This window comes from Flavobacterium jejuense (genome assembly GCF_006491595.2).
Lineage (GTDB): Bacteria > Bacteroidota > Bacteroidia > Flavobacteriales > Flavobacteriaceae > Flavobacterium > Flavobacterium jejuense.
The window spans coordinates 49630-74075 of sequence record NZ_VEVQ02000020.1 but is presented as its reverse complement, the minus strand read 5'-3'; the positions used below and the strand labels follow the sequence as shown (position 1 = coordinate 74075).

14 protein-coding genes and 1 pseudogene are annotated in these 24446 nt (G+C 31.4%); 3 read left to right on the top strand and 12 right to left on the bottom strand.

The genetic code is table 11. The annotated features are described in order from the left end of the window. Window positions 1-189: 189 nt before the first annotated feature. From FIA58_RS20155 to FIA58_RS20125, 7 genes are all read right to left on the bottom strand, one after another. A complete protein-coding gene (locus FIA58_RS20155; RefSeq protein ID WP_140964504.1) occupies window positions 190-1593 on the bottom strand; it encodes a GspE/PulE family protein in 1404 nt (467 codons plus the stop codon). Window positions 1594-1595: 2 nt separating this feature from the next. Continuing rightward, the gene (locus tag FIA58_RS20150) at window positions 1596-2015 is read right to left on the bottom strand and encodes a hypothetical protein (RefSeq protein ID WP_140964503.1); all 420 of its coding nucleotides are present in this window, start codon (window positions 2013-2015) and stop codon (window positions 1596-1598) included. 62 nt (window positions 2016-2077) lie between these two features. Beyond that, the gene (locus tag FIA58_RS20145; protein ID WP_140964502.1) at window positions 2078-2518 is read right to left on the bottom strand and encodes a type IV pilin protein; all 441 of its coding nucleotides are present in this window, start codon (window positions 2516-2518) and stop codon (window positions 2078-2080) included. 423 nt (window positions 2519-2941) lie between these two features. Next, window positions 2942-3367: a hypothetical protein gene (locus FIA58_RS20140; protein WP_140964501.1), complete on the bottom strand. Its 426-nt coding sequence runs from the start codon at window positions 3365-3367 to the stop codon at window positions 2942-2944. A 4-nt stretch (window positions 3368-3371) separates the two neighbouring features. After that, complete coding sequence (locus tag FIA58_RS20135) at window positions 3372-4583, bottom strand: RHS repeat domain-containing protein (protein ID WP_140964500.1); 1212 nt, start codon at window positions 4581-4583, stop codon at window positions 3372-3374. Further along, the gene (locus FIA58_RS20130) at window positions 4584-4940 is read right to left on the bottom strand and encodes a hypothetical protein (protein WP_140964499.1); all 357 of its coding nucleotides are present in this window, start codon (window positions 4938-4940) and stop codon (window positions 4584-4586) included. It lies immediately after the preceding gene. 4 nt (window positions 4941-4944) lie between these two features. Further along, window positions 4945-5991, bottom strand: a complete 1047-nt coding sequence (locus FIA58_RS20125; RefSeq protein WP_317167936.1) for an RHS repeat domain-containing protein — start codon at window positions 5989-5991, stop codon at window positions 4945-4947. A 270-nt stretch (window positions 5992-6261) separates the two neighbouring features. Between FIA58_RS20125 and FIA58_RS20120 the strand changes: the two genes are divergently transcribed. Then, the gene (locus FIA58_RS20120; RefSeq protein ID WP_140964497.1) at window positions 6262-7056 is read left to right on the top strand and encodes a hypothetical protein; all 795 of its coding nucleotides are present in this window, start codon (window positions 6262-6264) and stop codon (window positions 7054-7056) included. Between the two features lie 986 nt (window positions 7057-8042). On the opposite strand, the gene FIA58_RS20115 is transcribed toward FIA58_RS20120, so the two are convergent. Genes FIA58_RS20115 through FIA58_RS20105 form a run of 3 tightly spaced genes read right to left on the bottom strand, consistent with a single transcriptional unit; the run spans window position 8043 to window position 11491 of the window. Next, the gene (locus FIA58_RS20115) at window positions 8043-8819 is read right to left on the bottom strand and encodes a tyrosine-type recombinase/integrase (RefSeq protein ID WP_165928966.1); all 777 of its coding nucleotides are present in this window, start codon (window positions 8817-8819) and stop codon (window positions 8043-8045) included. After that, complete coding sequence (locus FIA58_RS20110) at window positions 8812-9858, bottom strand: tyrosine-type recombinase/integrase (protein WP_140964495.1); 1047 nt, start codon at window positions 9856-9858, stop codon at window positions 8812-8814. The genes FIA58_RS20115 and FIA58_RS20110 overlap by 8 nt, the downstream gene beginning before the upstream one ends. A 49-nt stretch (window positions 9859-9907) precedes the next feature. After that, window positions 9908-11491, bottom strand: a complete 1584-nt coding sequence (locus FIA58_RS20105) for a hypothetical protein (protein ID WP_140964494.1) — start codon at window positions 11489-11491, stop codon at window positions 9908-9910. Between the two features lie 165 nt (window positions 11492-11656). Between FIA58_RS20105 and FIA58_RS20100 the strand changes: the two genes are divergently transcribed. Both FIA58_RS20100 and FIA58_RS21545 read left to right on the top strand, forming a co-directional pair. After that, the gene (locus tag FIA58_RS20100; protein ID WP_140964493.1) at window positions 11657-11998 is read left to right on the top strand and encodes a helix-turn-helix domain-containing protein; all 342 of its coding nucleotides are present in this window, start codon (window positions 11657-11659) and stop codon (window positions 11996-11998) included. A gap of 142 nt (window positions 11999-12140) precedes the next feature. Next, window positions 12141-12482, top strand: a pseudogene (locus FIA58_RS21545) (helix-turn-helix domain-containing protein); the annotation flags it as partial. 95 nt (window positions 12483-12577) lie between these two features. On the opposite strand, the gene FIA58_RS20090 reads toward FIA58_RS21545, so the two are convergent. Then, a complete protein-coding gene (locus FIA58_RS20090; RefSeq protein ID WP_140964491.1) occupies window positions 12578-13021 on the bottom strand; it encodes a hypothetical protein in 444 nt (147 codons plus the stop codon). A gap of 25 nt (window positions 13022-13046) precedes the next feature. After that, window positions 13047-24434, bottom strand: a complete 11388-nt coding sequence (locus FIA58_RS20085; RefSeq protein ID WP_140964490.1) for a thrombospondin type 3 repeat-containing protein — start codon at window positions 24432-24434, stop codon at window positions 13047-13049. Window positions 24435-24446: the final 12 nt, after the last annotated feature.

Below are 24446 nucleotides of genomic sequence, written 5' to 3'. Positions count from 1 at the left end.
CTAAAGACTCAAATAAATCATCATATTGCCCTTTGTATGATTCTTCATAAAGTTTGATTAATTCAATGTCTTTCATTTAAGATACGGATGTTTTTTCGTATTACAGGTAACTCATTAATATCTTGTTGCGCAAAAAGCGAATTTGAAAAAATAAAAATGGTTAATACAACACTAATTTTTTTAATCATTTTATACATTTAATAATATCGAATAGATCTCGTCTAACGATGTTTCTCCTTTAGCTAAAACATCATACGCTTTTTCTGGAAGCGATTTGTAATTGTCATCTTTTTCAAAATAGGTTGCAATAGTATTACTTTTTATGGCATTGGCAATGTCATTTGTGATATTTATGACTTCATAAATTGCAGTTCTGCCTTTATAACCTGTATGAAAACATTCGTTACAACCAACTGATTTGTAAGTTTTTTTAACTTTATAAGGTATCGAAAAGCTATTAGGAAAATCTTTTGCATCAATAGTTGTCTCTTCTTTACAATGGTTGCATAATTTACGAATCAAACGTTGGGCAACCGATAAATTCAATGTTTCAGAAATCAAATAAGGAGGCACACCCATGTCGATTAATCTCGAAACCGTTCCAATAGCTGAATTCGTATGTATCGTAGATAACACTAAATGTCCAGTCAACGAAGCTCGAATAGCCATTAATGCCGTTTCTGAATCTCGAATTTCTCCTAACATGATTACATCTGGATCTTGACGTAAAAAGGATTTCAAGGCTGAAGCAAAGGTTAACCCAATGTCTTCTTTTAACTGAACCTGATTAATTCCTTTTAATGTATATTCAATTGGATCTTCAACAGTTACTATATTTCTTCTGCTATCGTTTAATAAACGTAAAGTTGCATATAATGTTGTGGTTTTACCGGAACCTGTTGGACCACTAATTAAAATGATTCCATTTGGTTTTTTAACCGCTTCTAGATAACCGTCTAATTCTTCATGCTGAAAACCTAACGATTTTAAGTCAATATTAGAAGCATCTTGACCTAGTAGACGCATTACAATTTTTTCACCATACAAAGTAGGTAAAATGGATACACGAATGTCAAAACTAGGAGTTGTGATACGGCCATCTTGTGGCAAACGTTTTTCAGTAATATTTAGTTTGGAACGAATTTTAATTTTGTTGACCAATTCCAAATAATTCTCGCGTTCAATTTTATAACGTTCAATTAATTGGCCATCAATTCTGAAACGTATACGCGCTGAATCTTCATAAATTTCGCAGTGGATATCACTACTTTTTAAACCTTTCGCTTCCGTTAATAAGTTTTCTAAAAAATCACCTGAATCAATGTTGAAAGCTTTGGTCGAATTTTCAATACGCTCTTTTCTGTAATAGATGGAAAGCGCTTTGTTAATTTGGGTTTCGGAATAAGAAAGTAAATTCACTTTTTTTCCTAAAAGTAATTCTAATTCTTCTTTGACTTCTGAAGTATTTTTGGTTTCCAAACAATACAAAGCAATACTTTCAGTAGTATTATCTTTGGGAAGCACCTTATAATAATTGGCTAAATCGGCAGAAACCAGATGCAAGTTGTCGTTATGTACAATAATCTCTTCCATACTTAACGAATTAAAGTGATTTTTTGAACCGAAAACACTACATCTTTAGCTATAACGAACAACAACAATAAAGCTGAAAGTCCTGCTAAGGGTACGGAATCTTTTTTAATCCATTTTAGTAATACAAATTGCATCACTATGGAAAAAAGCAAAGACGTAATAAAAAAGAGTACGTAATTATATAAAAGAAATAAAGGGGTGATTGCGATATAAAACAATAAATCTCCTAAACCAAAATAGTTTTGAAAAGGATTTAGAAACCCTTTGTTTTTTAGACTCATATATAAAGTAAGTAATGCAATAGTAATGCAAAAAAACAAAACATTAACACTTATGACTTTTAAGTTGCTTTGAAGGTAATTCGTTAAGAAATAAGCAGTTGAAAAAACTACTATAGGCAAAACCACATGAATGTGTCTCATTTTAAAATCTTGCCAAAAAATAACAGCAAGGCATAAGCATAAAACAATTAAAAGTGCAATCATTATTCTTTTACTACTTCTTTAAGCACTTTTTTGTCGTTGATTTCCCAAGTGTTGAAAGCTCCATCACCATCTAAATCTGAAACTGATGTTGCTCTTGCTACAAATGAACTATTTGAAGATTCAATGATTTCAATACGATATACGGCTTGACCACCATCTTCCACTGTTTGTTCTTGTTCAAAACCTAGTTCTTCTAAATCTCCAGTATATTTTGAATACCGGTAAAAATGACTTTTCTCTAAACCATACACTTGGTTCAACATAGCCTGAGCTTCAATAGCTTTTGCCTGACTAATGACCGAAGTTTGATTCGGCAACACCATAAGTAATAAGATACCAATAATACAAAGTACGATTAATATCTCCGTTAAAGAGTACGCTTTTACATACCCTTTTTTAATAGTGTTTTTTATATAAGATGAAAAGTTTTTGTTTTTCATTATTTAGAAGGCTTTTTATAATTTTTGCAAAAATACAAACTTTAAGTAAATAGAAATGAATTATTTACAATTTTATAATAGTTAGCTGTTTTTTGCTTTTGTGAATACTATAAAGCAATAAATTTCAAGGGATTGTGCTTGAAGTGTCTTGTTTTTATTTTAAATTTTTAGGAGCACCACAAAAACATTTCAGTACAAAATCCCACCCGCTTTCCGCGTTACACGGTAACTTGCTCCACTCGGGGCTAGGTTAGGACTTTAGTCTTTTCAAATTACTATTGATTCGTATTAGTACAGTTATACTATAAACAACAAAAGCAACTCTTTTAAAAGTTGCTTTTTGTTTTTATTAATATAGCTCAAAGTGAGGACACTTTGCGCAGCACGTAACGTTTTTAATGAACACTTAGCTCAGCTGGGAGACTACCAATAATTAGCAGGTTGATTAGTAAAAGTTAAATTATATTTATTTTCTTTTATTTTTTTCACAACTAAAAATCTATGCTTTCTATAGGTATTACCATCTATAAAATATAATTTATCTTTTATACGTAACTCTAAGCCACCAACATTCATAGGGGTTATTATTTCTGCTATATCAATGTTAGAAGGTTTTACAATAGAATCATTATATAAGATTTCTTTTGAAGTAAAATCTCTTACTGAAACTTTACAACCTATCATTGATTTCTCAAAAATTATATATATTGAAAAAGGGTCTGAAGATAAATCAAAATACTCTTTTTGCTCATCTGGCAACTCATTTTTTAAAAAAATTATTTCTTTTGTGTCACTACAAGAAACTATCAATAGAATAGATACTGAAAAATAAATTATTTTTTTTAACATAGGTTTATTCTCTTTTTTTATGTGGATTTACATAATCATGAACTTTTTCTTTCTCAGGAGTTACTATATTAGATTCTTCTTTATTATAGTTCTTTATTCCTTCTTGTATATTTTTTAAGATTAATGATAATTGTTCAGCCGCTAAATTTAAATTTACTTCTTCTTTATCACCACCATTTGAAGAAAATAAATTTTCTTTTATATCAATATCGTCAAGTTTATTTCTCACTGATAATATAGAACCTTTTTTGGGAACAAATTTAGTCCCTTCTGTGCCAATAGATAAGTCTTGATGATCATCACTTTCTAATTGCTTATTTTGAGAAATAAGGTGTACTAACAATTCATGAAATGTTGTGAATGCACCATTAGCTAAATTTTTATCATTAGTTAAAGTCCTTAAAGAAATTCTACCAGCTTTTAATATAATCGAACCTGAAATAACGTCTCCTTTTTGAGACATTGGCACTATTCCAAAAGCTATAGCATCAAATGCTTTTCTTTCAGAATTAGTGATTTTATCTCCAAAGCTACTTTCAAATCCTTTTTGAAAATCATCTATAACATAAAGATTAATAGTTGCCTCAGAATTATATGTTGCTTTAAAAGATATATATTGACCTTCTTTATCATATCCACCTAAACCTTCGATTCCAGTTGTTATTTGATAAATCATTCTGTCAAGGAATGCTTTAGACATAATTTCAGATTCATTAACTACTCTAAATTCTAATTCTATATTAAAACCCTTATCAGTTTTTGTAACTTTAAATTCTTTTCCTTCTAATTCAACACCATCAATAACTCTATTTTCACTAAAGGCATAAGGAGAGTTATGAGGATATTGAGGAGCAAGTGGATCTAAACTCAAAAACCTACCCACTCTTGGATCATGCATTCTAAAAGTATAGTTCAAAGAATTTCCTTCCCCTTTTAACTCATCATCTTTTTCTTGTCCTTGGAAGCCGTAACGGTAGGCTGTGCTTGAGTGCGTGCGACCTGGCAAGGTCATTCCAAAAGAAGATGTGTATTTACCACTAGATTTATTTGTATGAACGTGTCGTAAAAATAGTTTTTTTATGATTACAACAAAAGCAACTCTTCTAAAAGTTGCTTTTTGTTTTTTATATTCTTTGTGTCCACGAGCTAGAAGCTCGCGGTAGCGATGCCGATTATTTAAAGACGCAAGAGCCAGCTGGGGAGTTTTAAAGAACACTTAGCTCAGCTGGGTTGGGTTTCTCCAATGATGACCGCACCTTGCTCTTTGTGAATTAGGTGTTGCTGCAAGTGAACCACAATAAGGACATCTATTAACAAAAATCTTACCATCATCTATTAATCTTTCAACAATGCTGTTGTAAAATTTTTTCTTATCATCCTTTGTGATTTTTATTAAATTATTAAAAAGGGTTGGTTTCTTAGATAACAATAAATTATAATTCTCCTCACTTAAAGTGTCAACTTTGTTTGATCTTAATATAGAATTATAAATCTCAATTTCTTGATCATTAAATAAATGTAAATAATTACTTATAACATATCTTATTAATTCTTCACTTATTTTGTCTATCATGATTTTAATTTATTTTTATAGTTACATCAATAAAATGCCCAGGATTTCTAGAAGAACTATCATCTGCTCTTTGTGCTCTAATTCTTATTGATTCATATCCATTTTCTTTCCCATATTTCCTGAGATCTTTTCTCCAATTTAAAAATTCTCTAGAGAATTGATTTTTCCAAGTATGATCATTAGTATAACCGCTTTTACCTGGAATAACCAATTCCATTTCAAGATTTTTTGTCTTATGGCTACTACCCGCCAAACCATAGAATTCAATTTCCTCACCTTTTAAGTTTTTACCAGTAAATTGGAAAAACCCATCTGTATTTTCAATATGCAAATTATTAATTGGAACTTTAGTAGAAGTAATACCTTTAAAATTATACCTTCTATTTTTTGGTAGTCTTAAAGTTCCAGCTACTGTTACTGAACCCATATTTGAAATACCCAACGCAGCACCTGCTGCAAACTTCAAAACTTTAATCTGTTCTTTTTTATACTCTAAACCATCACTAGTTACAGACTTGTCATTATAATTCTTGTCCAATTCTATGGTTATATCAGTACCATCATTAATCCCATAATACTCAGCAGCTGTCATATTACGGAAATTATTATATTCTGTAGGATCAGAAAGATATATTTTATCACCAGCTTTAATTTTATCTGGATCAGCAATTTTATTCCATATAGCAAGATAATTAACAGTAGTATTATTTTTCTTAGCAATTTCTGACAAAGTTTCACCTTTTTTAATTTCATGACTCTTTGGAGGATCAATAGAATTTTCACCTTCAAGACCATAAGGATCACTAAATAAAATAGGATTATTGTTAAAACTTACATATGGGGATAAATTAGTATAATCCGCCATTAAAGGGTCTAAACTAAGCCATCTTCCAATTCTTGGGTCATATTGTCTAAACTCTGTTGTATAACTATTTCCAATACCTTTCAACTCATTATCCATTTCTTGTCCTTGGAAACCATACCTGTAATCCTGCGAAGGATCTACATGAAACCTTCCCGGCAGTAACTGACCAAAGGGGTAATACTTTATGCGTTTTTTTGCTGGGTTGCACCTACTTTGGGTACTCCTTTGCTAGTAATTTCAATATTTTTTTTAAGAACGTATGGTATTATATATAGCTCAAAAATAACACTTTTATTGGTTTATACATCGCTTATCCCTAAAATTTTATCTTTGTTTTTTTGTGTTTTATTTAACTTTTTTTCTGACAAATATGGCATAAGACTTGTAAGTATGTACTTAAAAGTCAAACATATGAAAAACACTACCTAGTATTATTAATCTTTAAATATTTTTATTATGAGTAAGCAAAAAGGGATTATCAAGTTGGTAGGTAACATTGGAGGAATGAGTTTTTATACTTCTAATGGTGAGTATTTGGCTAGAACAGCTGGAGGACCTACAAAAGAAAGGATTGCAACGGGTGCAAACTTTGTGAGAACAAGAGAGAACAATGCCGAGTTTGGAGGTTCTGCTAAAGTGGGTAAAGCTTTACGAACGGCTTTAAGTAGCGTGATCCAAACAATGGGAGGCAGTACACTAACAGCTAGTTTAACTAGACTTTTTAAGTCGATTAATGTTAAAGCTAGTGGAGCGAGAGGGCAACGACCTATTGCACTAAGTGCTAACAAAGCACAGGCAAAAGGTTTAGAGTTAAATAACAAGATTAGTTTTACATCTGTTTTTAATGCTCCTTATGCCGTTACTACTGATGCTGACCGTGTGGAAGTGGTTTTTACGATTCCTAATTTCATTCCGATAAACTTTATTAATGCGCCTAGTGGTGCTACTGGTTTTCGTATTGCAGGAGCTGTGGGTTGGTTGTCTGATTATAGTTTTGATGATGGTACAGCAAGCTATGAACCTGATAACCCAGACCAAAATAGTTTAAGTATGACCCAGTATAGTACGATTCAACCCATTACTAATGTAGGAACGAACATTACTTTAACGGCTACTGCTCCTGGTGGATTAGTTCCTGAAGCTGGTGTAAGTGTTATCGCTTGTTTAGGTATTGAGTTTTACCAAAAGGTAGATAATGTTGATTATCTATTAGCACAAGGTAACGCCATGCGTATTATAGAAGTTTTCTAGGGTTTAAAGCCCATTTTATAACAATAAGGCTACTTTGTTCTCAAAGAGCTTTTTTTGTGCTTACAAGGCTTTAAAATCATTATTTAAAGGATGTTTTAACTAGTTGATGTAGTTAACTTATCCTTCTTTTATCTAGTTGATAAAGTCGGCTTTAGTGGACTTATGGTGGGCTTATCCTCGGGACATATACGGAACATCATCGGCTAAAAGCTGGTTTATTCTGCTGTACAAACCTGTTTAAATATTGTAACTTGTTTGTATATATTTCCGTTATCAAGCCTCTTGTTTACTCACTTTTTTTGCTTTTTTATCAATCGTTTTTTTATCACGGTCAGCCTTGGCAAGCACAGACTGTTTATGCGATGTGGCTTTTAGTCAGCTGAGTAGGTTCCGAAGGGGGTTCGTTTTAAAAGATGATGATTTAAAGCTTTGGGTCGAGCTTGGGCAATCATCAGCTTTTAAAATGATTAGGCTCACGCCGATTGAGTGCATAATCTACTTCCTTTTAGTGATGATTTGCATGAAAAAACAAGCAAAGAAAGACGGCAACTACTGTAGGTGGCTTTTTTGTGAAGCTTTTTTTGTGCAAAGTCATTGCTAAAATAATTAAGGGTTCGTAGTGCGTTGGCAGTCCAGTCGGCAGTGGGTGGGCGCTTGGAAAGGGGCTATTTTACATAGTGTGCTTATGGTTTCGAGGCGAAGCGTACCCAAAGGGCTTGAACCATAAGAGCACATTATGTAAATATAGCTTGGGAGTGGCTTTAGCGTTGGATGACAACTCTTGTTTTCTTGGCTTTGGGTGAACAGCTCTTTATGGTATTGCCTTACCAAATTATGTCTTATGACTTACTTCTGGCAATACCATAAAGTGCTGTGCTTTGGGGAAAACAAGTGTTGTGAGGGTTGGGAGAAGCCACTTGAGCGTGGGAAGTCAGGACTGGGTGGGCGTAAAAAGGTCAGCCCTTTGGGCGTTCCTATTTTTTTTATTATTGTATTGGATGAAAGTTGTTTACCATTTCGTGCAGACTTTCTAAATTGTCTTGTCTGTATCTTTCTGTACTGCTTATGTATTTGTGTCCTGCTAGGTATTGGGTTTTCCTTAAGTTGTGTTGTTTGAGCCAGTTTACTATTACGCTGTTTCTGATTTGGATGGCATTTTGATAGTTATAATTGATTAGCTTTAATTCTTCGCTTATCTTATGAAGTACGTTTTGAAGATTACTATTTCCATAACTACTTGTAAACAATGCTTCTTCGCCTTTTGGAACGATTTGCGCTCTTATTTGTTGTAAATATTCCATAAACTCCATGAGTTGCCAAGGTTTTAATTCTAATGTTCTTCCGTTTGTTTTTTTGCTTTGTGGGATGTGTATTTTGCCTTTGTATAATTCAATGTGTTCTTCTTTTAAATACTGTAATTCTTTACTTTGTAAACCTTGATAGACTAATAAACCAATGATAATTTTATTTCTTTTCCTTGCTAGATCTTCGTTTTTAGTTTCATAAGAATAATATAAATCTTCTAATTCATCTGCTGTTAATAGGTTGTTTAATACTGTTTTTACTGTTCCTTTTATATTGATGTTTGTTATTGGATTGTCTGCTCTGTAGTTTTCTTCTTGTAGGTAGTTGAAGTAGATTTTTAAGTTACCAATATAGGTTTTTAGGGTTCGTACTTTTATTCCTGTTTTCTTTAGTTCTTCGATGTATTTTAAAAAAGTTTTATAATCAATACTTTCCTTTGTAGTTCCAAATTTATTCATCCATATATTTAGACGTTCTGTAGCCTTTAGGAATGTTGGGATACTCTTGTTGCTGTAACCGTTTTTCTCTAAGTAAGTTGTGAAGTTGTTCATCGTTATTTTGTTTTGATTTGTGTTCTAATAAGTGAGTGTAAATCTGTGTACTCTCTAAACTGCTATGCCCTAAAAATTGACTGATGGTTTCCATGTTTACGCCTTTTTCTAAAAGATGTGTTGCTATGCTATGACGTAAAATGTGTGGTGTGAGCCTCCCCAACCCCTCCAAAAGAGGGGCTTTTCTAATCCCGCTTGCTTCCACTATTTTAGTAAGCCTATTGGATAAACTTTGTCCTTGTAATTGCTTTCCTCTATAGTTGATTAAAAGGTATTCTGTTTGTTTGTAGTTGTAAAATGTTGGACGGTAATCGTAAATGTATTCTTCTATTATTTTTAAATTGTAGTCGTTTATAGGTACATATCTTTCTTTGTAATTCTTTCCTTTTCTTACGTAAATACGCTCTTTGTCGAATAAAATATCTTTTAATAATAGGCTGACGGCCTCCGTCCTTCTAAGTCCACAACTGTATAATAACACTAAAATTACTTTGTCTCTTTTTCTGATTCTTTCTTGTTCGTTACTATAATCGGTTGCTTTGAATAATTGTTTTATTTCGTCTTGAGTTAGGATTTGCAGGCTGTCTCTTTGGTTTTGTTCTTCTCGTTTTAGATGTATGTTGATGCCTTTATGATTGTGTTGTTTTAAATAATCGTTGAACTTAAAAAGAGCTTGTTGGTGTTTGTTGAGATAGGCATCGCTTAAAGAACCTTCTCTTCTTTGATTTTCCCTTGTTTTTAGATAACTGTAATATTCTTTTATAAATTGAGTAGTAATATGATTGATTTGATTGATGTTGTTGTTTTCCAAGTAATAAAAAAACTCTTTAAGATGATTGGGTAAATTGTAAATCGTAGTTTCTGCAAAGCCTAGTATATCTAGCCAGTTTGTAAAGTCTTTTAATAATGCTTTATAGCTTTCATTGTTTAGTTGTAAGGTTTTCATTTTTTATTTTGGTATGTGTTTTATTTTGCATTTTTTCGGTTTTATGTGTTTAAGTAATTGATTTTGTTTGTTTTGACTTCGCCATTTTAATGTGGTTAGTTGGTTGCGCTGTAGCGAGTTGTATTTGCGTAATACATTCTTGTAATGCGTTGTTTATCATTACTTTTAGGTCTTGGTATTCATCAGGGTTTGTGATTTCGTAGCAAAAGGATTTTATGTTTTTGTTTTGTACTTTCTTGATGTAGTTTTCTAGTAATAACTGATTGTTATATCTTCTTAATGTGGTTTCCTTTACTCTTAAATTTCTTCTGATTTCACTATTGGTAAACTGGGTTTGATTGTTTCGTTTTAAATACTCTTTTAGATTTTCTAGGTGGTTTCTACTTGCTCCTGTGAGTGTATCGCTTTTTCTTAACAACACTTCTTTTATGAGTTCGTTGGCTTCTTGTATGTCTTCTATACTAGTTTCTATATATTCTTCTCCTGTTTCACGATCGATGTGGTGGAACTTTTGGTATTGTTTGTAAAAGGTAATGACTTCTATAAATTGTAAATAATGGGCATTGGTTCTTCTTGGTTTAAATACGCTGTTTGGTAAGGTTAGATATTCTGCAAAAGGATTTTTAATGGTTATGGTTTTTAAAAGTCGTTGACAATTTTGTAATAAATCACGCGATGCGTGCTCTTCTTCATGGTTTATTTTTCCTGCTGATAGTTGACGCTGGAAAAGCATTATTTTCTCGTCTTGGATTTCACTTTCATCTATGTATAAAAGAAAACTTCTGTTGCTGTTGTCTTCATAAATACTTTCTTGTGTAGTACAACCACTTACACTTACTGGACCTTCTACCGTTAAATGGATGGTTTTTGTTGTTCCTTTTTTGTCTTTGTGCGCTACTGTTTTGGTAATTCGTTTTTTAGATTGTAATTCTCGAAGTGGATAAAGCACACTTTCTGCTCCGTCTAAATCTTCTATTAATATGAGTTTGTTTTGTAACTCTGTTCTATTAAAATAGTAAAAAGCGTTTGCAGATAATACCGTCATTTCTATTTTGTCTTCTTCAGGAATGAGTTCTGCTACTTTGCTTTGTAAATGTGTTTTTCCTGCTCCGCTACTTCCTAGACTGATACAGTGTAATGGATTGTTAGTTTTTCTTGATGTGAAAATTAAATACATTAATAACCTGTTGACTTCTTCGCCAATTACTCCCGATTTTCCAATTAGTTCTTGTGTGTTGTTGATTAAATTTTGGTTTTGTAAAAATTCCTTTGCTTGTTTGATTTCTTTTTCGGTTAAAACTTTTACTTGCTTTTCGTAAGACTTGTTTTGGTTTTCTACTTCCTGTAATCTGTAATTCTCTAGTTCGTTTGTTAAACTGTCTAAATCTCTTCTTACTATGGTTGTACCAACTTCTAAACGTTCTGCTACTTTTCTTGTAAGTTTTTCTATGGATGTGTCATTGTATAAATCGATGTTTTGTCGTAAAACTTGCTCTGACTTTTGTTTGCTTATACCTAATGTTACTCGTAACGCTTCTAAATTATTGAATCGTATTCCACCTAATATCGCTATTTTTAAGTGTTTGGTTTCAAAAAGGTAGTGGTTTGGATTGGTAGTGTTTAAATTGTTCATAAGTTTCTGTATTAGCAAATATGCTTACAAACATAGCAAATAAGATTTAATTTAAAAATCTTTTATACTTTTATTTTTCAACACTATTAGCACAAAAGATTTATTTTAATAGCTTTGCATAAGTATTTACGCTATATATAACCCTTTTTACATCTTTTATACGTTATGTTATTTGCAGAAAATTTAAAACATTTAAGAGCTACTAAAAAACTATCTCAAGCAGATTTTGCTAAAGAAATAGGTGTACACGTAACACATTTGTCACGCTATGAAAGAGGTTTGTCTTCTCCTTCTTTAGAAGTTGTGCAAAAAATAGCAGAAGTTTTAAATGTATCTATTGATACTTTAGTATTTGGACAAAAAAATGCCGAAGACGATATAAATGATAAAGAATTAGCTACTTTGTTTAAAAAAGTACAGCATTTGTCTGATAAACAAAAAGAAACCGTTAAAGACCTTATTACTGCATTTGTCTTTCAAAAAGATATTCAAAAACAATTTTCTTAAATATTTACAACAACACTATAAACAACAAAAGCCACAATTAAGTGGCTTTGTCTTTTATATTGTGCTACGAGGTCAGGAGACCATCGTAGAGCGTGTGTGCTTTAATTAGAACTCTTCGGAGAGCTGGGATAATTTAAAAAGCTTAAGAGAAAACAAAGGATTAACCCAGCAACAAATGGCTGATTTAATCCATACACATCGTTCTGGGTATTCTAAAATAGAAAACAATCAACAAGATATTTCTATTGAAGCTTTAATTCTCCTTTCTAAACATTTTAACATGTCTTTAGATGATATTGTTTCTTTTGATAACAGTAAAATACCTAATGAAATCTCATTAGAAGATAAAGCCACATTAGAACAACTCCAACTTATTAATGAACTTGATTTAGAAGAAAAAACAATACTTCTTAAACTTATTGAAACTTTTGTTTCTAAAAAACGCTTTAAAGATTATCTGCAAAACAATATAGCTAACCTTTAAAAACAACAAAAGCAACTCGTTTAAAAGTTGCTTTGTCTTTTTATTGTGCTACGCTACGAGGTCAGGAGACCATCGTAGAGCGTGTGCGTTTTTATTTAGAACTCTTCGGAGAGCTGGTTTAGATTATCAGGTAATTTATTAGAATAAGTTAGATATATAGATCTTTTCATTTTCTTTATAAATAGAAATCTATATTTCTGGTATTTATTAATTTCAATGGGAAAATATTTTTTATTTATTGTTATTAAAATATTTTCAGTATTTTTTGCTTTAATCACTTTATAAAACTCATTTTCTCCTTTCAATTGAAATGTTTCATTATAAATTACATTTGTTCCAGATAGACTACCTGTTTCTACACTAATGTAATTATTTATCAACGACTTATCTATAACAATAAATAAATTAAAAAAATTAGGTGTTCCATCAATTTTCTTTTCAAAAGTTGAATTTACATCAGTCTCTATATACTCAACAATATAAGATGTCTTACATGATGTAATAAAAAACATAAATAAATAAACAAAATTTTTCATCATATTATAAAATAATTTTAATTCCTAATCAATTTTTAACATCTTTATTCTTAATAATATCATCCTTGTTAGGAGTTACAACTTTAGTATTTGGGTTTTCCGTTTGCCTTTTAATTCCTTCCTGTATAAATCTAAAAATCCTAGATAATTGGCTTTTCGTTAACTCATAATTTGGTTTGTCTGGAGCAGTAGGAGAATTTAAATTATTTTCAGTTTCTTCTGCTTTTAAATTATAATCCACAATATATCCCTTCCCTGGAGAGCCATCAAACCTACCCTTAGCAGATTGTGGGCTATTTAAAATCTCTTGCTGATCATCATGGTCAACATCCCCAGATTGATTTGGAGGGCTAATTAAGTGAGTAAACCATTCATGAAAAACGGTAAAAGCGGCATTTGAGTATGGAGTCCCTGATGGACCTACAGCATATTTATACGAAGTTGATGCACTTTTTGCATTAATTAATACAGTCCCTGTCAAGACATCTCCTTTTTGAGAAGAAGGGACCATACCTAATGCAATCATATCTGCATACTTAAACTCAATATCTTTACCATATTCAATCTCTTTACCAAATGATTTTGGCTGAGTAAATTTATCTGTAAAAAGCACATTTAAAGTTGCATCACTATCATATGTTGCTGAAAAACTAATTCTATTACCTTCCATGTCTATACCTCCAAATTGTGAAATATCGTGACTAATTTGATTAATCATTTGAATTAGATGATAGTTGGTCATTGAAGGTAATTCAGACTCATTTACTACTCTAAATCTAACATCAATATTAAAACCTCCTTCTGTTGGCGTTATTGTAAATTCTTTACCTTCTAAGTCAATACCATCAATCACCCTATTTTCACTAAAAGCATATGGTGAGTTCCATGGATATTGAGGAGCAAGAGGATCTCTACTCAAAAACCTACCCACTCTTGGGTCGTGCATTCTAAAAGTATAATTCAAAGAATTTCCTCTTCCTTTTAACTCATTATCCATTTCTTGTCCTTGGAAACCATACCTGTAATCCTGCGAAGGATCTACATGAAACCTTCCCGGCAGTAACTGACCAAAGGGGTAGTAGTCATTGTAACTAATTACGTCTGGTAAAAGACGGTAATTATTTACTCCTAAAGTAACTCCTAACTTTCTATCTGTAATAACAGAAAGTACATTACCTAAATGGTTTGATAACTCATATTGTTTATCTCCTACTGTTCTATAATAATCAATAGGATCTGTTATTATAGCTAAATCTCCACCATTTCCTTGGTCATCTCCTTCACAATCATCACCAATTCCGTTTTGATTAGTATCAGTTTGATTAGGGTTTGCTGAATTAGGACAATTATCACAAACATCTCCAATACCATCTAAATCTGAATCTGTTTGATCAAAGTTACTAATTTTTGGGCAATTATCACACTCATCTCCAACTCCATCTCCATCTAAATCTTCCTGCAATGGATTAATAGTAGTTTTACAATTATCACATAAGTCTCCAATACCATCTCCCTCAGGAATTCCATCTCCGTCTAAGTCTTCTGTATCCTCTTGTAATGGATTAAATGTATATGGACAATTGTCAATACTATCCACAATACCATCTCCATCTGTATCCATTTCTCCTGTACCACAAAAGCTTTGTACAAAAGGGACACCATTAGTATTCATTTCTAATCCATTTTCTGCAATAGTTGGATTATTTTGAACATCAAATAAGAAAATGTTTTCTATAGATGGATCATCAAAATCTTTAAGATTTTTATCTATTGAATAAGAAAAACTACAAATTTGAGAAGGTAAACCAGAATTTGCAATAATTCCTCCTAGATAAACAAAATTATATGGAACAATTGAACTTGAGCTACCAAGAGAATTTATAGTTACTGGAAAATCATTTCCTCTTTGATATCTTTCTGTTTTTCTATATTTTTGCTCACTTGACTCAAAATCTGTATAAACATTCCCATTAATATTTAAAGACGGACTTATATTGTTATTATCGAAAAATATTTCACCTTTTAAACTCCATTCATTTTCAGGGATACCAACAAAATTTTTAATTTTTAAAGTTTTAGTAATTACTTCATGAATTTTGCGATATCTACCTCTTCTCTTATAATGATAATGATAATAATATTTTCTAATTAGAATTTCTGGATAATATAAATCATTCTCTTTTTTTATTCTAAAAAGAAATGTACTTTGATAAAAATTTTCATGAAAACCTTTTTTACCCATCAATTGAAAAAATGATTTAGTTTCTCCATTACTATAATTACCAATCTTTAAATTACTTTCAAAATTAATTTGAGATGTTAGAGCTCCCACACTATTAAAGAAATTCAAGTTTAAATTATTATCAGCCCAAGTGGTAGCGTTATTTCCATTAAATTCTAACCCTGAAGTTTCTGGTGCAACAGTAGCATTCATTACAACTGGTTGTGTAATAATCTTAGCTTCTTGAGTAAAGGCTAATGCTTTGCTAACTAATTTTGAAACACTAGGAACCGGAATAACTAAATCCCATTTTTCAATACCCAATCTACTGCTTCCATAAATATGATGTTCTTTTAACACATACTCTCCTTCAGTAAGAATAGGAGTGTCATCTACTGTGGTTATTTTTGCTAGGAATTTACTTCCATTTTCTGCTTTAAATCCAGGTTTTAAAGTTATTGTTTGGGTAGCTTGTAATGTAACATTACCGTTTGGAGCACTTGTTACAGAAGGATTCCCATCGTTTGATACATAAATATTTTTAGCTATCTTGGAATCTTCATAATCTATGTTGTAGTTGTTTAAATAAAGATTCTCTTCTAATGAATTAGAAGTAGTACTCTCTATTGGTTTATTTTCATAAACAGCCATGACATTCCCTTGAGCATCTCTTTGGTAATAAGTAGTGGTTACTTGTCCATTTGACGTATGTCTTTTGGCAATACGATTTCCAAGCCCGTCATAATCGAACTCAATAATTGTACCATCTGTTTTTATAACTCGATCAACTTTTCCATCTACTCTCCATTCAATATCTAATCCTTCTGAAAGGTCTTTAGTTAATTGACCAATTTCATCATATTGATAGTTGTGGGTTGAATTATCATTTACATCATACAAACTACCTAGGTTATTTTTAATATCCACACCATTACCAAATAAATTAGGTGCTGCATCAAACAGCTTTGTTAGCTGATTATTCCCTTTTACTGTATTGTATTTGTACGAAAAATCATCCATATCTTTCAAAGTGACATCACCGTCAGCTGACACATGCGGTACTTGTCTTTTTAAAGATTTTAAGTTTCCATTCTTATAATAACTATATGAACTAGCATAAGAATTTGTAGGCGTACCAGCAATGTTACCGTTAGCATCAACCACAATACTTTTAGAATCCATAGCCTTAATTCTATTCAACTGGTCATATTTATAATAGTTAAATTGAGTAGAGAGTGCACTCTGGTTTTCATCTATTAATGAAGTAACCATTTCCTTAATATTACCATTATAAAGATCTCTGTTGCCTTCTAAGGAATTTTCTTTTGACAACTTGAATGGAGTAGTTGTATTGAATCGTGACTTGTAGTCTCCATTGTAGTAATTTAAAGCAAAACCAAATGCATCTTGAGCTACATTTAAGCCATCTTTACCTGCATCGTAATCTTTCCCGATTGTTTCAGAGTTTACGGTTTTTAACCAGCCTTGTAGTGTGTAGATATAATCTAAACCTTGCACTTCTTTATCACCTATTACTGTTCTAGCTAGAGGACCATGTTGATAATATTCATAATTCGCTTCTTTTTCCCAAACTATTTTATCCTTACTAGTGTAAACCTCGGTTATTCTGTTATCTGCATCATAAGTATATTTATGTACAAATTGCTCTAATTTATTATCTGGTTGATAAGTTACACTATTTACATTACCACTAATTAGATCGTAATCATATACAATTTTTTTAGTTCTATGTGCTTCATTTAATTCTGTGTCATTAACACGTTGCACTAGTTCTTTTACATTTCCATGAACATCGTAATCATAAAATATAGCATTGTCATATTCTGAGTCAAGTGTTGTATTTGTATAAGTATCAAAATACAACACAGCAGTTACTCTTTTAAAAGTATTATCTGAACCATAGTTTGTAAAAAAAGATGCTGCTCCTTGAAAGGCTTGATCATAAATAGTTTTGGTAACTTGTTTGAAATTTGAAGCAATGTTTCTTGGAAAACTATCATTATAATTATTAGTTGAATCAAAATCAATATCAATTGGATCATTATTATTATACAATAACTTACCTGTATCATCAATCTTATAATCGTTAATACTTGCAATAAACTCACCTGCTTCAAAAATTCTGCCTAGTTGATCATAACGAGTGTAACTAAAAATACCTGTCTGATTAACAGTAGAATTTTTTAATTGTTTCGCATTTTGAGAAGCCACAATTCTTCCTAATGCATCATATGCAAAACGAGTTTCACCTCCATCTGGTGTTTTTTGCCAAACTAGCTGATTCAAAGAATTGTATTTATACTCTGTTTGCATTGAATGACTAGGAACAGTATTACCATTACTTGCTTCATCTAATAATGTAAAAGCGGGAGTAATATCATTTCTTATAGCATCTATGGCAACATTGCTTGTTTGAGGTAATGTTTGCACGCCTTGTGGGGGAACTGTTTGTATTAAATTACCCGATTGATCATAATAATATAAAGTATATTGGTATTCTCCATCAAAACCTCTTTTTGTAAAAGTTTCTTCAGCATCATATAATGCTTGTTTTATATATTCGGTTCTGAAGTTTTGTCTTTTTTCTTCAAAAAGAGCCTCTAGTAATTGGGACTCATAAGTTCCTTGAATATTTGCATTGAATACTTCACAAGGAGTATAAACTTGAATATTATCAATGGTTAGATTAGGTATTAATGGAGCAGGTGGACAAACTTGATTTTCTATTGTATACACTTGGTCTATATACTCTATCCATCTTAATGTGTTAACAGGAAATAAACTAGATGCTTGAGTAGTAACATAAGCAACATATTCGTCTATTGCATCTTTAGTAGCTGCATATCCGTAGTTTAATTTGGAAGCACCAAATTCTCCTAATGTTATAAATAAAGGATTCTGTACATCAGAAACATTATTACTTCTAAAAGGATCAGGATACACATTTGCGACACCGTCAAGTAAATTAAAACTAGCTAAATAATGTATATAATCTTTTGCGATATAACTATAATTTGCTTCACAGAATAATTTATATGCTTTTTGAAGCTCTGTTTGTGTTATACCATCGCTTAAATCTTCGTCTATTTCATTAGGAAATATTTTAACGAGTAAAGGCAAGACAGCTACTTTTGGATCTGAAAAAGGATTAGCAGACCCTGTAACTTCGTTATAAAAATTAGATAGAAACTCATCCCATTCAGAAGCGCAATCTACAGGTTCAACGGCTGTAGGGATACATGTCTCACATGGAATAATGACATCACTATAACATGCATCAATGCTTAGACAAGAAATAGTCCCATTAGCTATTACATTAATCTTTTTACCATCAGAGACATTAGCTGTAAAAGCATTTAAATGCTCATTAAATTCTAAATTTGTGATACTATAATTAGCAACTTCCGCCAAAGTAAATTCAGGTATTGAAAACAATACTTTACATGTACCTATTTCAGAAAAATTGAATCCTAATTGGCATCCATTTTCTGTATTAGAAGCAAAGAAGTTATACACTCCTGTTCCAGCATTTGAAATATACTGTGTTAAGTTTGCGTAATTATTTGGATTTGTTCCGTTTGGAACTAAACCTTGACTAACATATGTTTGAATTAAATTATTTAAAACATCTTGAAGGCCACTTGAGGCAGAGACTAGTTCTTTACAACTGGTAATAGCGCATGTCCCTGTTCCTGTTACATAAGTATTCCCTCCCTTTTTTACTATTTTTTTACAATTATCATCAAAATATGGATATTCAGAATGAGTAAAAGCTACAGAAAATGAGAAATTACCATTATTTTCAACATTTAGTATGTCTACAAGAGACAATCCAAATGCTGCATGAGGAGCATTTTGAATAGCTTCAAAAACATTTGGGTGCAAAATTCCATCACATTTTTTAGGCTGAGAGTAATAAGGAATTGTAATAGGGCAATTTCTCCCTTTATCCAAATAAAAATGCATACCAAGTACTATATTTCCCTGGTTATCTTCCCATTGACTTTCAAATCCATAAATTCCTTGTGCAGAAGGTATAAAACTTTGAATTCCTATTATGTTTGGGTCTCCATATAAATAACCATCGTTTATTGTTTGCCCCTGAATAAAAGTAGTATGTACTTTATTTAATAATTTACCAAAAAATCCTTTCACAGAAATAATATCAGTTCCTTCATAACTATATACTCTTTCTGTACATTTACAACCAAAGTCGATATTTGTTATTGTGCCTGATATTGATTCTATAGTTCCATCTAATTTTAAATAGTATAATGTAATAATTAAATTACCATTATTATCTAATTGATCTGATATTTGAATACTAGTTATTTTTTTAGCATCAGTTACTAAATCGATTGGAGTATTTAAATTAAAAATAGGCAATCCACCAATTATAATACTATAGCTACCATTTCCATTATAAACCCAGATACCTTCTAAATTAGTATCGTTTAGTAATTCAGGAAGTATACCTTGTCCATATCCATAAGTATCAACAGCTGTAGTTGCTTGAATTAATGAAATGCCTGGTAGAGTTGTATTTAGGTTTCCAAAGTTTGTTAAATTATTGTTTGCTACATTTCCTCTTAACTCATTCATCAAACGTACTAATCCTTTTTCAAAACGTGTTTTATTGTAACAACCAGAACCTGATTCCGTTTCTGCATTTGTGCTTAATCCTGGATTATCAGGTGAATCAAACTGACAATTTCCTATTGCGGCAGTTGTGAAACCTTTAATTATTATTTCTTCTTTAGGACAGTTTGGATCTAATGTTTGCCCTCCTAATCTTGTAATTTCTGCTATAATTCTGAATTCAAATGGAGTAGTTGTTCCTGGTACATAGTAAATATTTTTAAATTTAGTAATGGTAAATCCTTGACCATAATTTGTCCAAATCAAAGGTAAAGCATTACTGTCTAGACATGGATTAGTAAAATTACCCGAAGGTATTATTTCTAATTGTATTGCACTAGAATTTCCAATCTTTACTTCCCATTGTTGTGAATTAGTCACTTGACCAGCTGTAATATATTCAACTCCATTAGGAAAATCTGTGTTACCACCAAGAGCTATATATAGATCTGGTGATAAATAAGGCATACTTGATAATTGTAGTTGATCAGTCGTAGAAATAGTCAGAGTACCATTCTCTCTTAGACTTTGATCAATTAAACCATTTAGGACATTTTCTATATCTATTAATAAAGGACATTTCCCTGTTTCTAAAAACATTGCCGAATCTGCATCTAGAGTAGCACTTGCACCTACAATTGCATCAGGAATGCCAGAATCAAAACCATAATCAGCAGAAACAAAACGTTTTTCCTTGTCTTTATAATATTGTAATGAGTTATTATCGCAAACAGGATTAGTGAATTTATCATTATTATTGGTAACAACATTAGAAGGGTTTAATGCATTATCCATCGCAACAAGCAAATCAGGGTAACTTGCTGTTTGTTTTTTAAACAAGGTATAGAATGTATCTGTAAATTCTGGGTCACCCATACAAGCATTATAGCCATTTCTTCTTAATGCATAAATGTGAGAAAATACAGTTTTAGTTTTTTCTTTTGTACTTGTATAATAATTTCTAAAGGTTTCCCAAATTCTATTTTTTTGATAAGCACTTATTTGATTAATTGGGTTATTAATGAAATCTAATAATTGTTGTGGTGTTTTTACAGTTGAAGAATTTAAAAAATCTCCAAATTGACTATTAGGTGCTAATCCATTACTAAACATAACTGTATAATAAGCTACCGCAAGCATATGCATTGGATATTCTGTTCCATTAACATTCAACTTAAAACCGTCATAGTTTTCATTTAGAGTTTCTTCTAATATACTTTTTCTTAAATCAAAAGTTGTAATTGTGGGAGTTACATTTGGTATAGGAGATTCAAATGAATATGTTGAGAAATTATAATAAGGATCATCAACTATATTTAAAATATCTGAAATAACACTACTATCATAATCCTCAATTTCTAATAAACTTTGATCAAATGTATCTGAATTAAGTCCATTAAATTTTTTCTCACATAATTCTTTAAAATACTTATAATATTGATATTCTGGATGGTATTGAATTAAAGAATTTGCCCAAGAAGGTTCCCAATTATTTAAGAAATCATCAACATTCGCCAAATATTGTGGTAAAACATAAAATTTGGTATTTTCTTCATCGCCGTTAAGAAATGTTAAACCTGTTACGTCAGTTAATGGAGAATCAATTAATATAGCAGGATCGTAAATGTTTTCATCTATTTTAATAACTTCAATAGTTGCCAGAGTGCCAAATGCATCAGCATAAGGAACGAAGGGGTCAGGATTTCTCCAGCTAAAGTTTGTAAGACCAGTTGATGAATTTACTCCTCCATAAACTAAACCATTATATTCATCAAAAACACTTAATGATTCGAAATTAGTAGTAGGTGTTGTTGAAGGATCTGGGTCAGGATCATTTGAGTCATCTTCTTCCTCGTCATCATCTGATGAAGAATCAACAGCTCCATACTGTCCTGTAGGACTTACATCTCCTAGTAATACTTCATAACTAATATTACAAGTATCATAAGGTTGATTACATAAATTTCTACAAGTATCTAACAATTGATCGAATTCATTTTGCAATTGTGACTCTGCAAGAATTATTTCAGGAGAAGTGGGAGTTACACTTCCTCCAATATAGCTAAAAGCATTATCAGGAAAAAGTATATCTAAATTTTCAATAACATATTGATTGCGCATTTCTTGTATGAAAGGATATCTTAAACTTACATCTCCTAGAATGAATTGTGCAGCATACTGTGGAGAAGCTAAATAATCCTCATATGAATCCCAATCTGAATTGTTTGGATCATAAGGTATTATTGGAATTAACCCTTCAAAAGTTGCATAGGATGAAGGTGTCAAATACCTTTCTCCTAAAGATAATTCGCAACTTAAACAAGACACGTTACAGTCTTCAATACTTGCACCTGTATCAAAAGAAATATTTGGGTAACAACCTCCATTAACATCAGTAATTTTAGCCATATACTGGTCTGTATATTCGTCTAACTTGGCTTGATTGATTTTTAGCGTTTTGTTTAAAGTATAGGTTCCTACTTTTAAGCTTTCAGAATCTAGTTGTGTGCTAAAATCATTATCGATTTCAGTTGCTAAATCTGTTCCGCTACCAACAAATCGTTCTGTAGCACAATCATCTAAAAGACTAACTGACCAATCATAAACAAAAGGATAAGAATCTGAACAGTCTGAAACAAAAGCACTTAGCGCATTTGCAAAACTGTACTCAAATTCAAGTGTTCCTTCTTTTACAACATCTACTTGCGTATTTAAACGAAAACCATCGTTTAACACTCCATTTAATCCTGAAGCATATAAAACATTATCACTTAAAATATTTACCGTTAACTCACCATCCAACACACCATCTAGTTGATCTAAATTCGCTGGACTTTCTCCTGTCAAAGCTGTTGCAATGGTTCTTCCCTGCGGGTCTATATAGCTGATGCTAACTTGTCCGTTAGGATCAACCACAACATTTTTTTTATATCTCTTAAAATCTCCTACTTTATAGCCAAACAATCTATTTAATTCTTCTTGTTTTGCTTGAGAGTAGAAGTAATTCATTTCATGTCCTTTTCCTATTTGATGTGTTTCACCAACACCTCCTTTTCTTCTTATTCTACCAGTATTATCTGGAGTATATTCTATTTGCGAAAATGGATATAGTTCTGCATCTGGAACAAAATCTTGATAATTATTTAACTGATCGTTATTTTGAGAATAATATTTACTTGCTCCTGAAAAAGGTGACATACCTTCAATAGATTCAGGAATACAAACATTAATAGTAGGATCATCCCAGTCAAAATCATTATGAGAATATGTTGTACCAGTCATGTTTCTGTTCAACATTTCAAAATAACTAATTCCAGAAGTACCTATTGGTGTAGGTAATATTTCAATAGCAGGTCTTCCTTGATTGTCATAAATTACTTCACCAACTATTGTTTGATTATCGGTATTTACTTTAGTAACTGTTTGTCTATTTCTTAAGCTACCATCAAAATAACTAACTACATCTTTCTTTTTTCCGTCTTCTGCATAGCTAGCTTGATATTGCCAGTTTTTAGAGCCATTTTCATGAGGTAGATTAATTTTTAAAACATTTGGCCAATCATCTACGGTTGTGTAAGTTGTTGTTGAACTATCAGTTGTCCAACTCCCGTAATACACTTTGTTTATATTGTTTAAAAAACGGCCTACAGGTCTAACTCTATATATTAGATACCCTTTGTTAAAAATCAATGGAATTCTATACTTAGTATCTTTCGTTTGAACTCTTGTACTATTTCTTTGAAAGTCAGATTCTGTTAAATCGATATCTTCTTTGGAGAGCTCATTAGTATAGACATCAGCATAATTATCAACCCAAGTCCATTCTAGTTCATACTCAACTGGTTTATTACCATTGTTCTCAATCGACCAAGAAATTTCAAGTTCTTCTTCGTTATTTGATTCTGCAATGTATCCTAAATTATTTTCCACAGTTCCGTTATATTTAATAAGGGAATGCGTCAAGTTTAATTTTGTACTGGCAATATTATAATATCTCTCCGTTTCAAAAGATAATTTTACATAGGTAGAATTTTTTGACTGATCAAAATTTGTAATAACAGCATTGTTAAAATCATAATATTTAACACTTGTGATTGTTAAATCAGATTTATGAATTCCTGGGAATTTAACTACTGCATAATCTTTTAACTTATAATCATTAGTAATATTGTTATGATATATCTTTAATGTTCCAGTTAAAGGAGTAGTCCCTTGTGATTGTCCAGAAGATACTACAACAGTATTAAAAATAGAATAACTTATTTCACTATAATAAATCGCCTGATATTTTAAACTGTTTTGAACCTCCTCTTGATATCCAAAATGCAGATATACAGCAGGGTCAACTGATTTAAAATTAGCGTTATTATTGCTTAATTGATTAAATAAAGGGTCACTAACAGATAAGTTTATGTTCCCGTTGTTTATTATTGCATTACCAGTCAATATCGCTGAATTAGTAATCTCTTTTTGCGAATAACCCAATAATGTGACTAATAAAATTAGTACTTTAAAAATAGTATTTAACTTTCCCATTTTGTATACCTA